13 protein-coding genes are annotated in these 18,827 nt (G+C 56.7%); 5 read left to right on the top strand and 8 right to left on the bottom strand.

Annotated elements, in window-relative coordinates; all coding sequences use genetic code 11:
- Nucleotides 1-277 precede the first annotated feature (277 nt).
- Together ygfT and ACWHWP_RS11995 are read left to right on the top strand one after the other, a co-directional pair.
- Nucleotides 278-2,218 carry a formate-dependent uric acid utilization protein YgfT gene (gene ygfT, locus ACWHWP_RS12000; protein WP_447855664.1) on the top strand — a complete coding sequence of 647 codons (1,941 nt, stop codon included), beginning with the start codon at nucleotides 278-280 and terminating at the stop codon, nucleotides 2,216-2,218.
- Nucleotides 2,215-2,679 (top strand): 4Fe-4S dicluster domain-containing protein, encoded by a 465-nt coding sequence (locus ACWHWP_RS11995; RefSeq protein WP_447855663.1) that lies wholly within the window; start codon nucleotides 2,215-2,217, stop codon nucleotides 2,677-2,679. Before ygfT ends, ACWHWP_RS11995 begins: the two co-directional genes overlap by 4 nt.
- A 37-nt stretch (nucleotides 2,680-2,716) precedes the next feature.
- On the opposite strand, the gene ssnA is transcribed toward ACWHWP_RS11995, so the two are convergent.
- From ssnA to ACWHWP_RS11980, 3 genes are all read right to left on the bottom strand, one after another.
- Nucleotides 2,717-4,051, bottom strand: coding sequence for a putative aminohydrolase SsnA (ssnA, locus tag ACWHWP_RS11990; protein ID WP_447855662.1), 1,335 nt, complete (start codon nucleotides 4,049-4,051; stop codon nucleotides 2,717-2,719).
- A complete protein-coding gene (gene ygfK, locus ACWHWP_RS11985; RefSeq protein WP_447855661.1) occupies nucleotides 4,048-7,119 on the bottom strand; it encodes a putative selenate reductase subunit YgfK in 3,072 nt (1,023 codons plus the stop codon). The genes ssnA and ygfK overlap by 4 nt, the downstream gene beginning before the upstream one ends.
- Nucleotides 7,120-7,373: 254 nt before the next feature.
- On the bottom strand, nucleotides 7,374-7,958 hold the full coding sequence (locus tag ACWHWP_RS11980) for an NTP transferase domain-containing protein (protein WP_447855660.1): 585 nt from the start codon (nucleotides 7,956-7,958) through the stop codon (nucleotides 7,374-7,376).
- 32 nt (nucleotides 7,959-7,990) lie between these two features.
- Here ACWHWP_RS11980 and yqeC point away from each other — a divergent pair, with 32 nt between their 5' ends.
- Together yqeC and yqeB are read left to right on the top strand one after the other, a co-directional pair.
- Nucleotides 7,991-8,749, top strand: a complete 759-nt coding sequence (gene yqeC, locus ACWHWP_RS11975; RefSeq protein ID WP_063430234.1) for a selenium cofactor biosynthesis protein YqeC — start codon at nucleotides 7,991-7,993, stop codon at nucleotides 8,747-8,749.
- Between the two features lie 42 nt (nucleotides 8,750-8,791).
- On the top strand, nucleotides 8,792-10,417 hold the full coding sequence (gene yqeB, locus ACWHWP_RS11970) for a selenium-dependent molybdenum cofactor biosynthesis protein YqeB (protein ID WP_447855659.1): 1,626 nt from the start codon (nucleotides 8,792-8,794) through the stop codon (nucleotides 10,415-10,417).
- A gap of 59 nt (nucleotides 10,418-10,476) precedes the next feature.
- On the opposite strand, the gene arcC is transcribed toward yqeB, so the two are convergent.
- The 5 genes from arcC to ygeW are packed head-to-tail and all read right to left on the bottom strand — an operon-like array spanning nucleotide 10,477 to nucleotide 16,569.
- Entirely contained in the window at nucleotides 10,477-11,409 is a 933-nt protein-coding gene (gene arcC, locus ACWHWP_RS11965) for a carbamate kinase (RefSeq protein WP_059310075.1), read from the bottom strand.
- Between the two features lie 12 nt (nucleotides 11,410-11,421).
- Nucleotides 11,422-12,828: a dihydropyrimidinase gene (hydA, locus tag ACWHWP_RS11960; protein ID WP_447855658.1), complete on the bottom strand. Its 1,407-nt coding sequence runs from the start codon at nucleotides 12,826-12,828 to the stop codon at nucleotides 11,422-11,424.
- 44 nt (nucleotides 12,829-12,872) lie between these two features.
- Nucleotides 12,873-14,090, bottom strand: a complete 1,218-nt coding sequence (locus tag ACWHWP_RS11955) for a YgeY family selenium metabolism-linked hydrolase (RefSeq protein ID WP_032647245.1) — start codon at nucleotides 14,088-14,090, stop codon at nucleotides 12,873-12,875.
- Nucleotides 14,091-14,122: 32 nt separating this feature from the next.
- A complete protein-coding gene (gene dpaL / locus ACWHWP_RS11950; RefSeq protein ID WP_447855657.1) occupies nucleotides 14,123-15,322 on the bottom strand; it encodes a diaminopropionate ammonia-lyase in 1,200 nt (399 codons plus the stop codon).
- A 59-nt stretch (nucleotides 15,323-15,381) separates the two neighbouring features.
- Nucleotides 15,382-16,569 (bottom strand): knotted carbamoyltransferase YgeW, encoded by a 1,188-nt coding sequence (gene ygeW, locus ACWHWP_RS11945; RefSeq protein ID WP_447855656.1) that lies wholly within the window; start codon nucleotides 16,567-16,569, stop codon nucleotides 15,382-15,384.
- A gap of 455 nt (nucleotides 16,570-17,024) precedes the next feature.
- On the opposite strand from ygeW, the gene ACWHWP_RS11940 reads away from it, so the two are divergent.
- A complete protein-coding gene (locus tag ACWHWP_RS11940) occupies nucleotides 17,025-18,806 on the top strand; it encodes a sigma 54-interacting transcriptional regulator (RefSeq protein WP_447855655.1) in 1,782 nt (593 codons plus the stop codon).
- The last annotated feature ends 21 nt before the right edge of the window (nucleotides 18,807-18,827 follow it).

Here is an 18,827-nt window from a genome sequence, read left to right as displayed (position 1 = left end):
AAGAATATTTTTGTGAATGGAGTCACGACTTGTTGAAAATAACTACGCGGTGGCGAAACAGGAATGAAAGAGGGGATAAATACCCGGGTATCACTATGAGAGTAATGCTCTCATTTTGGTATCGAATAAGATAAAAGACGCCGCCGCGGAAAAATGAGAATAATTGTTTATTTGACCTGCATCGCAAAAAATAACCCCAGCAGACGCGCAACCCAAAATGCGCCTGAATATTGCATCGCGACCCTTGATGAAAATCTGAATAATAAAAGGGAAGCCAATGAACCGATTTATTGTGGCTGATGCCACCCGCTGTATTGGTTGTCATGCCTGTGAGGTTGCCTGCGTGACCGCCCATCATCAGGATAACTGGCCGCTGCAGCGCCGCGATTTCACCCCGCGCATTCAGGTCGTTTTCCAACGTAAAGAGAGCCGTACCGCCACTTGCCACCACTGTAACGACGCGCCCTGCGTGGCGTCCTGCCCAACGGAGGCGCTCTATTTCGCTAACAACAGCATTCAGCTGAAGCAGGAAAAATGTATTGGCTGTAAGAACTGCGTCATCAGCTGTCCGTTCGGGGCTATCGAAATGGTCGCTGCCAATGAAGACGCGCCGCAGCTGGCGCAGAAATGCGATCTGTGCAACGAACACCCCAGCGGGCAACCGGCCTGCGTGGCCACCTGCCCAACGCAGGCGCTGCGCCTGATGGATGAGCAACAGCTTGAAAATATCCGCCGCGAGCGCCAGACGCGTACCGTACTCGGGCAGCCGGTGCAGCCGCGCCAGCCGCGGCTTCGTGACATATTCCTCGCTAAACCCCCTCGCGTCGGGGCGAAAAAGGTCGACGCCGCGCTGCGCAAAACGCATTTCGAGGAGATTTACTACGGTCTGGGCTGCTCAGAAGCGGATTATGAGAGCGAACGCTGCCTGAGCTGCGCGCAGAAAGCATGGTGCAACTGGACCTGCCCACTGCATAACCACATTCCCGATTTCATTCGCCTGGTTAACGAAGGAAAAATCATTGAAGCGGCGGAGCTGTGCCATCAGAGCAGCTCATTGCCGGAAATTTGTGGCCGCGTTTGCCCGCAGGATCGCTTATGCGAAGGGGCCTGCACGCTGAAAAACGAGGGGGGCGCGGTGGCGATTGGCAATCTCGAGCGCTACATCACCGACACCGCGCTGGCGATGGGCTGGCGTCCGAAGGTGGCTGGCGTGACGCCGCGCAAGGAGCGGGTTGCCATTATTGGCGCGGGGCCTGCGGGGCTGGGCTGCGCCGATATCCTGGTGCGTGCGGGGGTGCAGGTTGATGTGTTTGATAAGCATCCGGAAATTGGTGGCCTGCTGACGTTTGGCATCCCGCCCTTCAAGCTGGATAAAGGGATCCTTGGCATGCGCCGGACGATCTTCAGCGAAATGGGTATTCAATTTCATCTCAACCACGAAGTTGGGCGTGATGTCGACTTTAACGATTTGGTCGCCAATTACGATGCGGTATTCCTCGGCGTCGGCACCTATGGCCTGATGGCCGCGGGGCTGGAAGGTGAAGACGCGCCTGGCGTGATCCAGGCGCTGCCGTTCCTGATCGCCAGCACCCGCGAGGTAATGGGGCTTGAAGAGAGCGCGGAGTACCCGCTTATTAATATTCAGGACAAGCACGTGGTGGTGCTGGGCGGCGGTGATACCGCGATGGATTGCCTGCGTACGGCGGTGCGGCGCGGGGCCGCGAGCGTGACCTGCGCCTATCGTCGCGACGAACTGAGCATGCCCGGCTCTATAAAAGAGGTGGTCAACGCGCGGGAGGAAGGTGTGGAATTCCAGTTCAACGTCCAGCCGCAGTATATCCAGCGCAACCGTAAGGGGCAGGTCAGCGCGGTCGGCATGATTCGCACCGACATGGGAGAGCCCGGGCCGGATGGACGCCGCCGGCCAAGGCCGATTGTGGGCTCCGGCTTTGAGCTACAGGCGGATGTGCTGATCATGGCATTTGGTTTCCAGGCCCACGATATGCCGTGGCTACGCGGCCACGGCGTACAGCTGGACCGCTGGGGGCAAATCCGTACCGGCGGCAGCGGTCGCGGCACCACGCAAACCAGCAACGACAAGATTTTTGCCGGCGGTGACGCGGTGCACGGCGCTGACCTGGTGGTCACGGCGATGGTGGCGGGGCGTCAGGCCGCCAGTGAAATGCTGACGCTGTTTAACAGCAAGGAGGGCGCATGACCAGCTTTATCATGGCCAACCCGGCGTCCTGCATTGGCTGTCGCACCTGCGAGATAGCCTGCGCGCTGGAACATGCCACAGAACATGCGGCGTTCGCGCCGCGCTTAACGGTGCTGCGTCTGAATACGCTTAGCGTGCCGGTAATGTGCCATCAGTGTGAAAATGCCCCCTGCGTGGGGGCGTGCCCGGTGGGAGCATTAACTATGGGGGACGAGCGGGTGGAAGCCGATGCCGCTCGCTGCATCGGCTGTCAGAGCTGCGTGGTGGCCTGTCCGTTTGGCGTGATTACCGTCGAGGTAGCCAAAAATCAGGCAGTTACGATTGTGAAGTGCGATCTCTGCTACGGTCGCGAGCGCGGCCCGGCCTGTATTGACGTCTGCCCAACGGCGGCATTAAGTAAAATCACCGGCGAGGCGCTGGCGGAAATGCAAAAGCAGCGCAAGATAACCACCGCATTCTGACGTTATAGCCGGGCGTGGCCCGGCCTGATGTTGTGGTTCAGTCTAGCCCATCCATTCGTTTCCACATCTTCGCCGCCACCTTACGCGCTTCGGCAAAAATCGGCTCGCAGTCGAAGGTGAACTGGCGGTTTTCATAGACCATTACGCCGTTGACCATCACGCTGTGCACGCTGCCCGAACTCATGCCAAAGGCGATATGCCCGGCGATGTTCTCCGCCACTAACGGGGTAGGCGGCAGATAATCGCATACGGTGAGATCCGCTTTATATCCCGCGGCAATGCGGCCAAACTGCGCATTGAAGTTGCGGCTGAGCAGGGTATTACCGTTGCTGAGCGCCCGGGCAAAGCCGTCTGGCCAGAGCGGGCCACCGGCGTCGCGGTGTTTGAAGAACGCGAACTTCAGCTCTTCAAACATATCGGAACCTATGCCGTCGGTGCCCAGCGCCAGGTTACGGTAGGCGGTGAGCTTGTGGTTGTAGCCCACGTGGTTATTCATGTTCGAACGCGCGTTATGCACCAGGAAACCATCGCGTTCGTTCAGTAAGGCGATATCGGCGTCGGAGAGATACAGGCCGTGCGCGATCAGCGTCTTCGGGCCGATCAGGTCAAACTCCGCCAGGCGAACCAGCAGATCCTTAGCGTAGTGATGATGGCTATGCGAGACGTCATAGCTGTCCTCCGCCGCGTGGATATGTAGCCCGCGACCGGTCGCCTTCACCGCTTCGCTTAGCATCGATAAACCTGCATCGGTAACGGTAAAGGGCGCATGTGCGCCGATATGCGCCTCGACCAGGTATGGCGCATTCCCCGCTTCGCGCGCGCGGTCTATTTCGCGCGCAAAGCGGATATTTTCTTCGACGCTGGCCTGGAGCTCCTGCTGGCCACCGTTACGATCGGTGGTTTCAAAGCAGGTCATGCCGCGCAGGCCCACCTTCAGGAAAGCGTTACGCAGCTGGCTCAGGGAGCCGGCAATGTAGTTCGGCGAGGCATGATGATCGATGACCGCCGTACAGCCGCTGCGAATCGCCTCCATGGCGCAGATAAGCCCGCTGTAGTACAGCGACTCTTCGTCCAGCGCCCGGTCGAGCCGCCACCATAGGTTTTTCAGCGTGGAGATAAAGTCCGGGCTCGGGGCGATATTGGCCTGAATGCCGCGCGATAATCCCGAATAGAAGTGGTTGTGGGAACAGACCATTCCCGGCATCACCAGCCTGCCGCGCATCTCCTTGATTTTTGCCTGCGGGTATTGATGGCCAAGATCGGGCCCGACCGCGACGATGTTCGTATTTTCGATTACGATGTCGACGTTTTCCTGCACCATCGCCGGATAGAGTTGGGCGATAGTGGCGTTTTTTAGCAGTAGCTGACTCATACTTCAACGGCCCCCAGAAGATAGTGATGATGGCGATAGACATGGCTGATGATGCGACACATGGCTTCCAGCTGCGGTGGTATCTGATTGAACTGCCCGCCGTCGTCGAGCGTCAGCAGCCAGGTTTGAGCGTTCTGGCGAATATGGACGCGATTCCCCTCGACCAGGAAGCCCGGATTGCTGCTGTTGCTGAAATCCTGCGGCAGGCTGAAGACGGTAATTTTGTCTTTGTACGGTTTGCCCTGCCACGGACAGAACTGGGCGCAGTTGCCGCATTCGTTGCAGTAGGCGTCGAGGTGCAGCGTCTGAAAGCGGTTTTCGAAGCCGGGGACGGCAATCGACACGTTGGCGCGGTTCGGGCAAACGTCCACGCATTTACTGCACACATAGTTGCATTCCAGGCAGCGTGCGGCTTCCTGAGCGACGAATGCATCGCGATCGTCTTTGCCTACGCTGGCGACCACAATGGCGCCTTTACGCCGGTACACTTCAGCGGGATCAACCTTGTTCCAGTGCTTGTCGCCATGATGGCTGCGGATATTTTCCCGGGCCAGAATCGTCTCCGTTGCCCGACGTGCGTTGCCGATGGCGGAAACAATTGAAGACGGTCCGCGCTGTACGTCGCCAATCAGGAATACACCCGGTTTGCGGGTTTCACCCTCGGCGTTCGCCTCCGGCCAGCCGCGCGCGTCCAGCGGAATGCCCATCGCGGCCAGCGCTTCTCCATCCTGTTGTTCACCAATGGCGGTAATCAACGTGTCGACATGTAGCGTACAGGTTTCTGCTGTCTCTACCGGGCGGCGACGGCCTTTTTCATCGATATCGCCCAGCGCCATTACGCGTACGGTTAACGTACCGTCGGCATCGAATCGCTCTGGATTATTCAGGAAGCGGAAGGTGACACCATCGTGTACGGCTTCTTCATACTCTTCACGCCAGGCTGGCATCTCCTGCTGTGAACGGCGGTAGATGACGGTCGCTTGCTCAACGCCCGGTACGCGTAAGGCCGCACGGGCGCAGTCCATTGCGGTATTCCCCGCGCCAACGATAGCCACGTGCTTACCTAACTGCAGGTTATCGCCCCGGTTATATTCACGCAGGAAGGACAACGATTTACGCACGTTCGGGTTATCACCCTGGAGCTTCACGCCGCTGTTTTTATCGGTGCCGGTGCCGACCAGAACGTAGTGGAATCCCTGCTGCTGGAGCTTTTCCACCGTCAGGTGTGGGTCGCAGCCGTAGACAATATTGACGCCGTGACTCACCACAAAGTCGATATCCTGCTGGATAAGCTCTCCGGGGATGCGGAACTGAGGAATAATGTTACGCACCACGCCGCCTGCGTTAGCTTCGCGCTCGAATAACGTGACACTGTAACCTTCGCGTGCCAGGAAATACCCCGCGGCCAGACCTGCGGGTCCCGCGCCAATCACCGCGACCGGGTGCTGGGTGCCTGAACCGGCGGGTTTATGCCAGCGACGCTGATATTCATCCCAGCCTTTTTCGAGGGCGATTTTCTTCAGTTCACGAATGTTCAGCGCGCTGTCGTAGTCGAGGCGCGTACAGTTGTACTGGCACTGATGGTCGCAAATATGGCCGGTAATCGCCGGCAGCGCGTTGCGCTGATAGATAAGCTCCAGCGCGTCAACGTAGCGCTGTTCGCCCATCAGCCGAATGTACTCGGGGATATCCTGCTTGATAGCACACGCGCTGACGCAGGGAGCGACGTAGCAGTCGGTCAACGGCAGCTTTTCACCCACATCAATCCGGTCGTCCGGTTTCCAGTGCTTCTGGGTATAGGCCATGCTGACCGCTTTTTCCGCCAGCGCGTTCAGGCGCTTAACGTCAACCTGCGTCATCTGCCAGCCGTCGGCCTGTTCCAGCTCGCGCATGCATTCGCTTAGGCGCAGGTAGCCGCCGGGTTTCAGCAGATCGGTTGCCATGGTGATCGGGCGAATGCCGGTCTCGAAAATATCGCGGATGTTGAGCTGGCTCGCGCCGCCGGAATAAGAAATCGGCAGCTTGCCGTCAAACTCTCGCGACAGCAGGGCTGCGACGTTGATCGACAGCGGGAACAGCGCGCGCCCGGACATGTACATTTCGTCGCCTGGCAGCGCGCCTTTGTTGTTCACCGTACCAAGGGTGTTGGTTAACTTCACGCCGAAGCCCAGATTCTTGCTTTTAGCGAGCGACATCAGGCGCTTGAGCATCGCCAGCGCCTGGTCGATTTTCAGGTCGTGGTCAAACGACGCTTCGTTCAGACCAATATAGCCAAAGCCGCAGGTATCGAGAATTTCACGAACCCGCTTGAAGCCCAACAGCGTCGGGTTGAGTTTCACAAAGGTATTCAGCTGCTTTTCTTCCAGCATATAGCGGCAGATCGCTTCAATTTCATCCGGGGGGCAGCCGTGCATCGTAGAGAGCGTCACGCCCTGAACCAGTTTTGCCGGAATGCGGCTCGCCAGCGCGGCTTTTTCTGGCTGATGCAGTCGCAGCCAGCGGTCCAGCGTGTCCCGATACCGGGCAAATTTCGGCTGCGAACCCGCGTTCATCATGTTGTCGATAAACTGCTGCATTGGCGGCTCTTTAATGCCCTCGAGGTTATAGCCAACGCTCATATTGAAGATAAACGACTTACCGTTTTTGACCGGCGTTAGCGGCAGGATCTCCTCCAGCAGGTGCAGAATAAACCACGCCTTCAGGTACTCATCCCAGGCTTTCAGCAGGGTAAATTCAGTGGACCATTCGGTGTTGAAGCATTCGTCTTCGGCATCAATACAGGGCTTTTCCAGCTCCAGGCGATCGAGGATTTGTACCGTTTTCAGTTCGATAAACCGCCCGCCGGTGAGCCAGGAGGTAATAATGTTTTGCGCCAGCTGGGTATGCGGACCCGCAGCCGGGCCAATCGGCGTGGCGCAGGTTTCACCAAATACGCTCACCTTATGCGGGGCGTGCGCTGAATAAAACTGCTGCTCCGGAATACCAAAGATGGAACGATGATTCTGGTATTCATCAACAATACGCGTTAAGAGTTCCTCAAACGGAACGGGACGCATGATATCGCCCATAATCCTCTCCTTAGACTTACCTGTTAAATCATAGTGGTCGGTATTGCGATAATTCCGACGGGTAAGGGGAGCTCAGCAACAATCACGCCAGAAATTGAATTCATAGACGGAATGGGCGTAAAAACGTGAGGAAAGTCTAAAGTTAAAACGACTTTAAAGAGAGAGGTTGGGGCGTTGATGCGAATTCAAATCACTCAACTGAAGGGCGTTTTTTTATTTCTCAAAAACGACAGTACCCTATCAAATTGATAATATCATTTGCGCAAATCTTTATTTTCACCCTTATTGAGTCGGCTATAATCTTCCGGCGTATCAATATCGAGAACGATCGCTGGATTATTGATCGGGATCTGTCGGCAGAGGCCGGTAAGCAGCGACTGGCGTACCGATGTCTGCTGTTCTCCGCTTAAACAGCGCCGCAAATTGCTGGTGGATGTGAGGATCGGGTGCCCCGGAATCCCTCCGTAATAGGGCATCAGCGTGCCTTCGAAGCGCTGTTCCCACAGGCCATAAAAAATAGCATCGTCAAGGCACGGCAGGTCTCCGTGGGTGATAAAACAATAATCATGACGTAATGCCTGAAGACCCGCTTTTACCGAAGAATAGAGCCCCTGGCGGAAGTCAGGATTATAAACGAGCGTCATGTTCGGGACCGATGAATAACGCGCCATTAACTCTTGATGGCGAAATCCGGTCACTAAAATAATATGCGAGCAGCAGCGTCGCGCATTTTTAATACTTGCATCAAGTATTGTGCCACCTTGCCAGGGTAACATCATTTTCCATTGCCCCATCCGGGAGGACAACCCCGCGGCGGTAATAATACAATCGACCTGCATTTTTGCTCCTGAATAGAGAGATAATGCACAACATGGAAAATATACCGCACGCTGACGAGCTGTTATGTGATTTAAACGCCACTGCCGGCCCTTTGCTGATCGCCGCCGTGGGAGCAGGCGGCAAAACCAGCACCTTGTTCTGGCTGGCAGAGCTGTTTCAGCAGGCGGGGAGGCGCGTGTTGCTGACCACCACCACCCACATGTTTGTCCCCCACACGCTGCCTGTGACCCTCTGTCGCGACCCGCAGGCGCTGCCCGCCGCGTTCTGGCAGCGGCCGCTGCAGGCGTGTTTTTCCGCCTGGCTGCCGGAAGCGGGAAAGGTCAGAGGCTTCACGCCAGCGCAGCTGGATACGCTCATGGCGAGCGGCCAGCCGGACATCGTGCTGGTAGAAGCTGACGGCGCTCACGGTTTTGCACTTAAAGCGCCGGATGTGCACGAACCTTGCATCCCTTATTCCTGCTGTTGCGTAGTTGCCGTTACCGGAGCGGGGATGCTCGGGAACCCCGTTGGTCCAGCTACTGTCCACCGCTGGCCACTTTTTTCCCGCATCACCGGCGCCACGGCGCATGACGCGCTGACGTGGCCGATGCTGCATCGCCTGGTTCAGCATCAGGAAGGGGCGTTTAAAGGCGCGCCGACGGGCTGTCGGCGTATCTGGCTGCTCAACCGGCTTTCTCAAAATGAGAATTTGCAGCCTGGCAATTTGATAATGAGAAACGACGTCGACGCTATCTGGGCCGGTTCGGTCCAGTCGCGTCCGGCGATTACGCGCAGACGAGTGAGAAAGTGACTCCATTCTGGGGTAATGAAGGGATATCCATTTGAGGTTGTTATGAATATTTTCTCAGAAGCGGCAAGACTCGAAGCACAAAACCGCCCGTTCGCGCTGGCACAGATCGTCGACAGCCGTGGTTCCACTCCCCGACATTCCGCACAGATGCTGGTTCGTGATGATGGCAGCATTGTCGGCACCATCGGCGGCGGCATGGTCGAACGCCGGGTGATTGATGAAGCGCTTGATGCCCTGCGTGAAAAGGCCTCGCGCATGTTTCATGGCCGAATGACGCGCACCGGGGCCGATGCGGTGGGCTCGGACTGCGGCGGCGCGATGTCGGTATACATCAGCGTTCATGGGCTGCGTCCCAGACTGGTGTTGATTGGTGGCGGGCATGTGAATCGCGCCGTAGCGCACAGCGCTGCGCTGCTCGGTTTTGAGCTCGCGGTAGCGGATATTTATCCGGAAAGCCTCAATCCTGAACGTTTCCCGCCGTTCACCCAGTTGGTACACGCCGAGAGCTTTGGCGCGGCCGTCGATAAGCTGGCCGTTCAGCCAGATAACTATGTCCTGATCGCCACCAATAACCAGGATCGCGAAGCGCTGGATAAGCTGGCCGTACTGCCTACCGCCTGGCTGGGGCTGCTGGCCAGCCGTCGCAAGGTACAGGTGTTTTTACGCCAGCTGCGCGAAAACGGCGTCGCGGAGGAGCATATCGCCCGGCTGCACGCGCCGGTGGGCTACAACATTGGCGCTGAGACGCCGAATGAGATCGCCATCAGCGTGCTGGCGGAGATCTTACAGGTCAAAAATAACGCGCCGGGCGGGCTGATGATGGCCAGCGACTCTCCCACGCAGCCGCTAAGGGTAGCCATTCGCGGGGCGGGGGATATTGCGACGGGCGTGGCGCTGCGGCTGTGGCACGCCGGGTTTAAAGTGGTGATGCTGGAGGTGGAGAAACCGACGGTGATCCGCCGTACCGTGGCCTTTGCCCAGGCGGTTTTTGACGGAGAAATGACGGTAGAGGGCGTGACCGCGCTCCGCGTCGATTCCGTCCAGGAGGCGATTCAGGTAGCGGATAACGGTGTGATTCCCGTGTTGGTTGATCCGCTGTGTGAATCGCTGCGCGAGCTGAATCCTGGCTGCGTGGTCGATGCCATCCTCGCGAAAGAAAACCTGGGTACCCACTGCGGGCTGGCGCCGTCGGTCATTGCGCTGGGGCCGGGCTTTTGCGCGGGTATCGACTGCCATGCGGTGATTGAAACCAACCGTGGGCACTGGCTGGGTCAGGTTATCTATCAGGGCCGCGCGCAGGACAACACTGGCGTACCGGGTAACATTATGGGGCATACTGCAAAACGGGTGATCCGCGCGCCTGGCGCGGGGGTGATGCGCTCGCGCGTGAAGTTGGGCGATATCGTCGAAGAGGGCGAGGTGATTGCCACCGTCGGCGAGACGGAGATTCGGGCACCGCTCAGCGGCATGGTGCGCGGGCTGCTGAACGACGGTCTGGTGGTGGATAGTGGTTTTAAAATCAGCGATATTGACCCACGCGGCGATAAGGCTGACTACACCAGCGTATCGGATAAGGCGAGGGCGATTGGCGGTGGCGTGCTGGAGGCGCTGATGATGCTGACAAACCAGCGTATTAAACAGCAAAATCGTCGCCCGGTTGAGGCGTAAGTCAACGGCGGGGCGGCTCAAAACCCGCCCCGGCGTCACTTGTTGCGGTCGGTCGACGTTTACCCTTCGATAATCGTGCCGGTTTTTCCTTCAATACCTTCTTTCGCTTTGCTCAATACGGTAATCAATGCTTTACGCCCCGGACGAGAGCGGGCAAAGGAGGCTGCGGCCTCCACTTTCGGCAGCATAGAGCCTTTGGCAAAGTGGCCCTCGGCAATAAAACGGTCGGCATCGCCTAAGGTGAGTTTATCCAGCCACTGTTCGTTGGGTTTACCAAAGTTAATCGCCACTTTCTCCACAGCGGTCAAAATGATGAGCATATCGGCATCAATCATCGCCGCCAGCTTCGCGCTAGCCCAGTCTTTATCAATGACCGCGCTGGCGCCGCGAAGATGATTCCCCTCGCGGATCACCGGGATCCCACCGCCGCCGGCGGCGATCACCACATGGCAGGCATCTATCAACGCCTTCACCGTCTCTTTTTCAATAATATCGACAGGCTGCGGCGAGGCGACCACGCGACGATATCCGCGCCCTGCGTCCTCTTTCAGGATATCGCCTTTCAGGGCCAGCTGTTCCGCTTCTTCTTTGCTAAAGAAGGAGCCGATAGGCTTGGTTGGGTTGCTGAACGCCGGATCGTTGGCGTCGACTTCCACCTGGGTAATCAGCGTGGCGACCGGAATATGCATATTGCGCGACAACAGTTCCTCGCGCAGCGCATTTTGCAGGTCATAACCGATATAGCCCTGGCTCAGCGCCACGCACACCGACATCGGCAGCATCGGGGTATGGGCATCGGTTTTGGCGGCCGCTTCAAACGCCAGGTTGATCATCCCTACCTGCGGACCGTTGCCGTGCGTCACCACCACCTGGTGGCCGTGAGCAATCAGGTCGACGATGGCCTGCGCGGTTTGTTTAACCGCCTGCATTTGCCCGGCCAGGTCGTCGCCCAGCGCGTTTCCGCCCAGCGCGAGTACGATTTTTTTACTCATGACATCCTCTCTTTAAGATGATATTCCGCTCATGGGGATCGGAGCGGAAGAAAAAGGGGCGCGACGAAGGAAACGGCCCTGTCCGGCGACGCCGCTAAAGGTCCCGTTGCTGAAAATCACCCGGCCGTGCGACAGCGTCTGGCGAATGGAGCCCTGACAGATAAACCCTTCCCACGGTGAATAGTCGGCGTTGTCGTGCAGCATTTCGTGACGAATGGTGGTGGTGCGGAGCGGGTCGATAATCACCACGTCGCCGTCCGCGCCCGGCGCCAGCACGCCTTTTTGCGGCCACAGGCCGAACAGCTTCGCCGGGTTGGCGCTGGTAAGCGCCACAAAATGCTCGGGCGTGATGCGTCCGGTCATTACCCCGTGGGAGAACAGCAGCAGCAGACGGTTTTCTACCCCCGGCAGGCCGTTCGGGCAGCGGCTAAAATCGCCGTTCGATAAATGCTGACGCTGGGCCATCGAAAAGGCACAGTGGTCGGTGGCCATCACGTCGATCGAACCGTCGCTCACCCCGCACCACAGCGCGTCATTGTTACTGGCGTTGCGCAGCGGCGGGCTGAGCAGGTACTTCAGCGCATCCTCGCGTTCATAGCAGCGGTCATCGAGCAGCAGATACTGCGGGCAGGTTTCAACCCATACCGGCTGATGACGTGAACGCGCCAGCTTCAGATATTCCAGCCCCAGCCCGTTCGACAGGTGCACAATGTACAGCGGCGCGTTACCGGCGAGCTGCGCGAGGTTAATCATGCGGGCGATTGCTTCCGCCTCGCACTCCAGCGGCCGACTCAGGGCGTGATAGCGGGGCGCGGTTTTTCCCTGGGCCAGAAACTCAGAGCGTTTAAGGGCAATGGCCGCGTCGTTTTCCGGGTGTACGGTGGTGAGCGCGCCCGCGGCGTGCAGATGACGCATCGCCTGCAGCACATCGTCGTCGCTCAGTTTGTACTGGTAGGTTAAATAGAGCTTAAAGCTGCTGATCCCCGCATCGACCATCATCGGAATTTCATCGAGAATGGCGTGGTTGATGTGCTGAATGACGCCGTGAAAGCTGTAGTCAATCACCGCTTTGTAGGCGGCGTAGCCGCGATAGGTTTCCAGTTGGTGACGTAATCGGCAGCCTGCCGGGCCAAATCCCATATGATCGACGATGGTGGTCGTACCGCCGCAGGCAGCCGCGCGGGTGCCGGTAAAGAAATCGTCACAGCTGCGGGCCAGGCCGGTATCAATATTGAAATGGGTATGAACATCAACGCCGCCGGGCATTACGTAGCAACCGCTGGCGTCGATCGTTTCACAGGGTTGTTCAACGGTGATGTTATCGGCCAGCTGGCTAACGAGGCCGTTTTCAATCAGCAGGTCCTGCCTGGTTCGTCCGTCGGCGTTGACGACGGTGCCGTTTTTAATCAGTACGCGCATATAAACTCCAGATTCCCGCCGCGAACGGCGGGAGGAATAGCGGACTACAGTGACTCGGTGGCCAGCCAGCTCAGCGGAATAGCGGCATACATTGCGGCGCAGGTGACCAGGTGAGACTTCCAGGTTTTTTCGTTTGGCGCGTGGGCTTCGGGCTCTTTACCTGGGCCAAAACCAATCACCGGAATGCCGTGACGGCCCATGATTGAGACGCCGTTGGTGGAGAAGGTCCACTTATCCACTACCGGAGCCTTGCCGAAGAGTCCCTCATACGCGTTGCTCAGCGCGCGCACGGTGAAGTGGTTCTCTTCCACTTTCCAGGTCGGGAAGTAGCATTCGGTTGGATACACCAGCCCGGTCCACGATGGGCGGTCATAGTTGTACATGGAGACAACCGCACCGGCTTTTTGCACCGCAGGCAGGGCGCGAATTTCGTCCAGCGCACCTTCCCAGGTTTCGCCCCAGGTCAGACGACGATCGATGGAAACGGCGCAGCTGTCGGCAACCGCACAGCGGCTTGGCGAGGTGAAGAAGATTTCCGAGACGGTGAGGGTGCCTTTACCCAGGAATTCGTCGTTGCCCAGCTTATGGGAGAGATCCTGCAGCTCGTTGAGAATCGGCCCCATTTTAAAGATGGCGTTGTCGCCGCGTTCCGGCGCGGAGCCGTGGCAGCTAACGCCAGAAACATCCACGCGAATTTCCATACGCCCGCGCTGGCCGCGGTAAATCTGACAGTCGGTGGGTTCAGTACTGACCACGAACTCCGGGCGAATACCGGACTGTTCGATAATATACTGCCAGCACAGCCCGTCGCAGTCTTCTTCCTGCACCGTACCGGTCACCAGCAGGGTGTATTCATCTTCCAGCCCCAGATCTTTGATAATTTTTCCGGCGTAGACCATGGACGCCATCCCGCCTTCCTGGTCCGACGCGCCGCGCCCGCCGATGAGTTCGTCGGTTTCCATGCCCTGGTACGGGTCGAAGCTCCAGTTTTTGATATTACCGATGCCTACGGTATCAATATGCGCATCCATCGCTACCAGGCGCGGGCCGTGGCCAATATAGCCCAGCACGTTGCCCATAGGGTCGATTTCCACTTTATCGAAGCCGACTTTCTCCATCTCTTCTTTGATGCGGTGCACCACGCGTTTTTCGTCGCAGCTTTCGCTTGGGATGGCGATCATATCGCGCAGAAAGCGGGTCATGTCCTGCTGGTAGTGGTTGGCTTTTTCAACAATCAGTTTAAAAGGAATATGCTTAGCCATGAGGATGTTCTCCAGTTCTTAATTGGTAAGGGTTATTGCGCAGCCGGATGCTTGCCTTCCCAGACGATTTCCCGGTAATGCTTCACGTCGGTATCGCCTTCTGTGCTGACGATCAGCACGACGGAGCGGCTATCCAGCTGCAGCTTGTCCATCAGCGCATCGCGCTGCGGGTGGTAGTGAACGGCGGCGAGCACGCCAAGGCCGACCGCGCCGGACTCCCCGGAAATAACGCGCGGATCGTGGCCGATCGGGTTGCCCAGCACTCGCATACCGAGTGCGGAAACCGCGTCCTGACACGAGATAAACTGGCTGGCGCAGCTGCGCAGGACGTCCCACCCGAGCGGGTTGGGTTCACCGCAGGCAAGCCCCGCCATGATGGTGGCCATGTTGCCGCCGACGTTGACGATTTGCCCCTTCACCCCGGAGCGGTAGAGACAGTCGGCTAGTTCAGGCTCAACGATAACGGAATGCAGGTTATCCGCGCCGTAAACGTCGACCAGATAACCCAGTACGCCGCCGGCCAGCGCGCCCACGCCGCCCTGTAAGAAAACGTGCGTCGGGCGGGCGATGCCCATTGCCGACATCTGTTCGACGGCTTCATCAGCCAGCGTGGCGTAGCCCTGCATAATCCAGGTGGGGATTTTGGTGTAACCCTCCCATGCGGTGTCCTGGACCACCTCCCAGCCGTTTTTCTGCGCCGTCTGCATGGTGAAGCGCACGGTGTCGTCGTAGTTCATGTCGGTGACGATGCATTCCGCGCCCAGGCGTAAAATGGCGTCCACGCGTTCCTGCGCCGAACCTTTCGGCATATAAATCACCGCGTTCTGGCCAAGCTGCTGCGCTGCCCACGCCACGCCGCGACCGTGGTTACCGTCGGTGGTGGTGGCGAAGGTCATTTTCTCTTTAATGCGTGACTTCAGGCCGTCAAGCGACAGTCCGTTGATATCCAGCTGATACTTTTCACACAGCAATTGTGCAATCGCGTAAGAACCGCCGAGCATCTTGAAGGCGTTCAGGCCAAAACGCCGCGACTCGTCCTTCACCAGAATTTTGCTCACGCCGAACAGGGCGGCCAGATCATTAAGCGCGTATAGCGGCGTCGGCTGATAGCCGCTAATTTTTTGATGAAAACGGCGCGCCTGTTTCGCAGGCTGGCGCGAAAACAGCGGCGACGTTTCGCCGGTGTAAAAACGGTTATCGGCAATATCCATTTTCAGCGAGAAAGCAGACATACTCTGTCCTTATTCGTCATTACGGGGAGAGATGCTGGCCCACAGGCCAGCAGGGAAGGCTATTTGATGCGTTTTTGCGCTTCGGCCAGCAGTTGCTCCAGCAACATGCCCGGCTTCGCGTATTTACGGCAGAGGATCATGGCGGCGATGATGTACGGCTTCCAGCTGGCCTCTTTGTAGGTGGCGATACGGTATTTTTCGAATACGGCTTCGGTGACTTCGCCTTCATTGCAGGAGACGCCGGTAATATCAGCGGGCAGGCAGTGCATATACAGCGCATCGCCGTCGTGGGTTTTTGCCATCATCTCTTCGGTGCAGTGCCAGTCTTTATGCTGGGCATTCTGCGCCAGGCAGGCTTTCTCCAGCGCCTTCAGGCCGTCGCGATCGTTAGCGCGCAGTAGCTCAGTACGCTGCTCCATGACCTGATACGGCGCCCAGGATTTCGGGTAGACGATATCGGCATCTTTAAAGGCTTCCGCCATATCCGTCACCTGGCGGAAGCTGCCGCCGGACGCTTTGGCGTTGTTTTTCGCCACTTCAATCACGTCAGGAATCAGGTCGTAGCCTTCCGGGTGGGCGAGGGTGACGTCCATACCGAAACGGGTCATCAGGCCAATAATGCCCTGCGGCACAGAAAGAGGCTTACCGTAGCTTGGGGAGTAGGCCCAGGTCATAGCAATTTTCTTGCCTTTAAGATTCTCCAGCGACCCGAAGTATTCACGTAACCACGCCAGATCGGCCATCGCCTGCGTAGGGTGGTCAATATCGCATTGCAGGTTAATCAGCGCCGGACGCTGCGGCAGCACGCCTTGCTTGTAGCCATCATCCAGCGCTTCGCCAACCTCACGCATATAAGCATTACCCGCGCCAAGATACATGTCATCGCGAATACCGATAGCATCGGCGCAGAAGGAGATCATATTTGCGGTTTCACGCACCGTTTCACCGTGGGCAATCTGCGATTTTCCTTCGTCGAGATCCTGCTGCGCCAGCCCAAGCAGATTCAGCGCCGAGGCATAGGAGAAGCGGGTACGGGTAGAGTTATCGCGGAATACCGAAATTCCCAGCCCGCTGTTGAACACGTTGGTGGCGATATTTTCCGCACGCAGCGTTTTTAACGCTTCCGCGACGTCCAGCACCTGCTTGAGTTCATCCGGCGACTGTTCCCATGTCAGCAGAAAATCCTTCTCATGCAGATTCGAATTCAGCGTGTTGATTTCCTTAATCAGTTCGTTAACAGTTTTCATATTTCAATCCTGGTCGTGAATGACGGGCTTATTGATTGCTGGTTACCGCTGCGGCAAATGCCAGCGCTGATATTTCACTAACAATAAGCATGCCAATTTCAAAACGACCTGATTAACCGCGGATGAAACAGTGGAATTATGAGAGGGCTGTCACGAAAAAGTAGCCGCTGTGGCGATGGGTAATAAAAATGACGGCGAGCGGTTTTGTTATATGTTTATTTGTACAGGCTGTGTTTTCGCGAAATAAAAGACTTTCGCGAGAAAAGTGCGCCAAATTGATAAAATCATCATCAGAATTATCACATTGATATAAAAATGTGATACCGCCTCCATAATTGACGCAAGAATTGAAAAAGAGAAGGCACCTGCATCAATTATTGCTAAGGGCTGCGGTAGTATCATTACAGAGAAATAAACGTTGTCGTTCACCCAGTTAGCTTTCAGTGAGTGATATTATGATACCTTGCAGTTCGTCATCTATTTTGATGCAGATTCAGCCAACCATTCAACGTTTTGCCCGCATGCTCTCCAGCGTACTCCAGCTTGAAGTTGAGATTGTCGATAATACCCTGTGCCGCGTGGCCGGTACGGGAAGCTACGGTAAATTCCTTGGCCGCAAATTAAATACAGACTCGCGACTTCTTCGTTACATTATTGAAACAAAAAAAGAGAAGGTGGTGACCCATTCGCGTTTCGACCCCTTATGCAAAGGGTGTGAGAGTAAAGAAACCTGCAAAGAAAAGGCCTTCCTGGGTACACCGGTGATTTATCAGGAACAGTGCGTTGGCGTTATTAGCCTGATTGCCCTGACGCGCGAGCAGCAGGAAAGAATCAATGATAACATCACCGAGTTTTCCGATTATGTTCGTCACGTCTCTTCAATATTTGTCTCCCGTTTACTTGAGGATCAGAGCGGCGGCGACAATATCCAGAAAATGTTTTTAACGATGCTTGACAATATGGACCAGGGTGTACTGGTTGTCAGTCAGGAGCAGAAAGTCAAATTTGTTAATCAGGCAGCGTTAAAAATCCTTGGTGTGAGCCAGGGGAATATGGTGGGTAAAGAGATTCACTTTCGGCCTCTGACGTTCGCGCAAAACTTTATTCGCGGTCACGTTCAGCACGTCATTTCTATTGATGATAAGAAAGAGCTTATTATCGGTCAGCTGCATGCCATTCAGGATCAGTGGCTGTTTCTGATGGCGTTTCATCAATCACACTCTTCGGCAGAGATTACCGCGCCGCAGGAAGGGCCGCAGATTGAACAGATGGTCGGCGAGTGTCGCCCAATGCGGCAGTTGAAAAAGCTGATTACCCGCGTGGCGCCCAGCCCATCAAGCGTGATGATTGCCGGGGAAAGCGGAACCGGTAAAGAGGTGGTTGCGCGTGCGGTGCACAAGCTGAGCGATCGCAAAGATAAGCCGTTTATTGCCATCAACTGTGCCGCCATTCCCGAACAGCTACTGGAAAGCGAGCTGTTTGGTTATGTGAAAGGGGCCTTCACCGGCGCGTCAGCCAACGGTAAAACGGGGCTGATTCAGGCCGCTAACCATGGGACGCTGTTTCTCGATGAAATTGGCGATATGCCGCTCACTCTGCAAGCCAAGCTGCTGCGGGCCATTGAATCGCGCGAGATCCAGCCGGTAGGGGCTAGCCATCCGGTACCGGTGGATATTCGAATTATTTCCGCCACCAATCAAAACCTCGATCGGTTTATCGCCGACGGTAAGTTTCGTGAGGATCTCTACTATCGGCTTAACGTCATTCCGTTACGCCTGCCGCCGCTGCGTGAACGTCAGGATGATATTGAACTGCTGATTCACTATTTCCTGCATCTGCATACCCGTCGGCTGGAACTGGTGTACCCGGGCGTAGCGCCGGAGGTGATTACGCTGCTGAAAAGCTACCGCTGGCCGGGTAACATTCGTGAGTTGAGCAACCTGATGGAGTATCTGGTCAACGTGGTCCCATCCGGCGAAGTGATCGATATCTCGCTGCTGCCACCAAACCTGGTGAGCAGCGGTAAAACCGGCGAACGCGAAGGAGCGGCAGGGACAACGGGAGGCAGAGTCGCAAAAGAGGAGGAGGGTGTAACCGGGCTTGAAGAGATGGAACGGCAGATGATACGCGATGCCCTAAGCCGTTATAGCAACAAGAAACAGGCGGCAGACGAATTGGGTATCGGGATTGCCACGCTGTATCGCAAGATCAAAAAATACGAGCTGACCGTTAGCTAAACTCTGGTCCTGGGCTAATGG

The sequence above is a fragment of the Enterobacter sp. WI-ESBL-E8 genome (assembly GCF_053364895.1).
Note: the sequence above shows the minus strand (reverse complement) of the source record. Positions and strands in the feature narration are given on the sequence as shown.

What these genes read in the sequence shown, in the direction of transcription:
- ygeW (WP_447855656.1), bottom strand. Translation starts at nt 16,569, where the DNA reads ATGAAAACTGTTAACGAACTGATTAAGGAAATCAACACGCTGAATTCG.
- hydA (WP_447855658.1), bottom strand. Translation starts at nt 12,828, where the DNA reads ATGCGCGTACTGATTAAAAACGGCACCGTCGTCAACGCCGACGGACGA.
- dpaL (WP_447855657.1), bottom strand. Translation starts at nt 15,322, where the DNA reads ATGTCTGCTTTCTCGCTGAAAATGGATATTGCCGATAACCGTTTTTAC.
- ACWHWP_RS11955 (WP_032647245.1), bottom strand. Translation starts at nt 14,090, where the DNA reads ATGGCTAAGCATATTCCTTTTAAACTGATTGTTGAAAAAGCCAACCAC.
- ygfK (WP_447855661.1), bottom strand. Translation starts at nt 7,119, where the DNA reads ATGGGCGATATCATGCGTCCCGTTCCGTTTGAGGAACTCTTAACGCGT.
- ACWHWP_RS11995 (WP_447855663.1), top strand. Translation starts at nt 2,215, where the DNA reads ATGACCAGCTTTATCATGGCCAACCCGGCGTCCTGCATTGGCTGTCGC.
- yqeC (WP_063430234.1), top strand. Translation starts at nt 7,991, where the DNA reads ATGGAAAATATACCGCACGCTGACGAGCTGTTATGTGATTTAAACGCC.
- arcC (WP_059310075.1), bottom strand. Translation starts at nt 11,409, where the DNA reads ATGAGTAAAAAAATCGTACTCGCGCTGGGCGGAAACGCGCTGGGCGAC.
- ACWHWP_RS11980 (WP_447855660.1), bottom strand. Translation starts at nt 7,958, where the DNA reads ATGCAGGTCGATTGTATTATTACCGCCGCGGGGTTGTCCTCCCGGATG.
- yqeB (WP_447855659.1), top strand. Translation starts at nt 8,792, where the DNA reads ATGAATATTTTCTCAGAAGCGGCAAGACTCGAAGCACAAAACCGCCCG.
- ygfT (WP_447855664.1), top strand. Translation starts at nt 278, where the DNA reads ATGAACCGATTTATTGTGGCTGATGCCACCCGCTGTATTGGTTGTCAT.
- ssnA (WP_447855662.1), bottom strand. Translation starts at nt 4,051, where the DNA reads ATGAGTCAGCTACTGCTAAAAAACGCCACTATCGCCCAACTCTATCCG.
- ACWHWP_RS11940 (WP_447855655.1), top strand. Translation starts at nt 17,025, where the DNA reads ATGATACCTTGCAGTTCGTCATCTATTTTGATGCAGATTCAGCCAACC.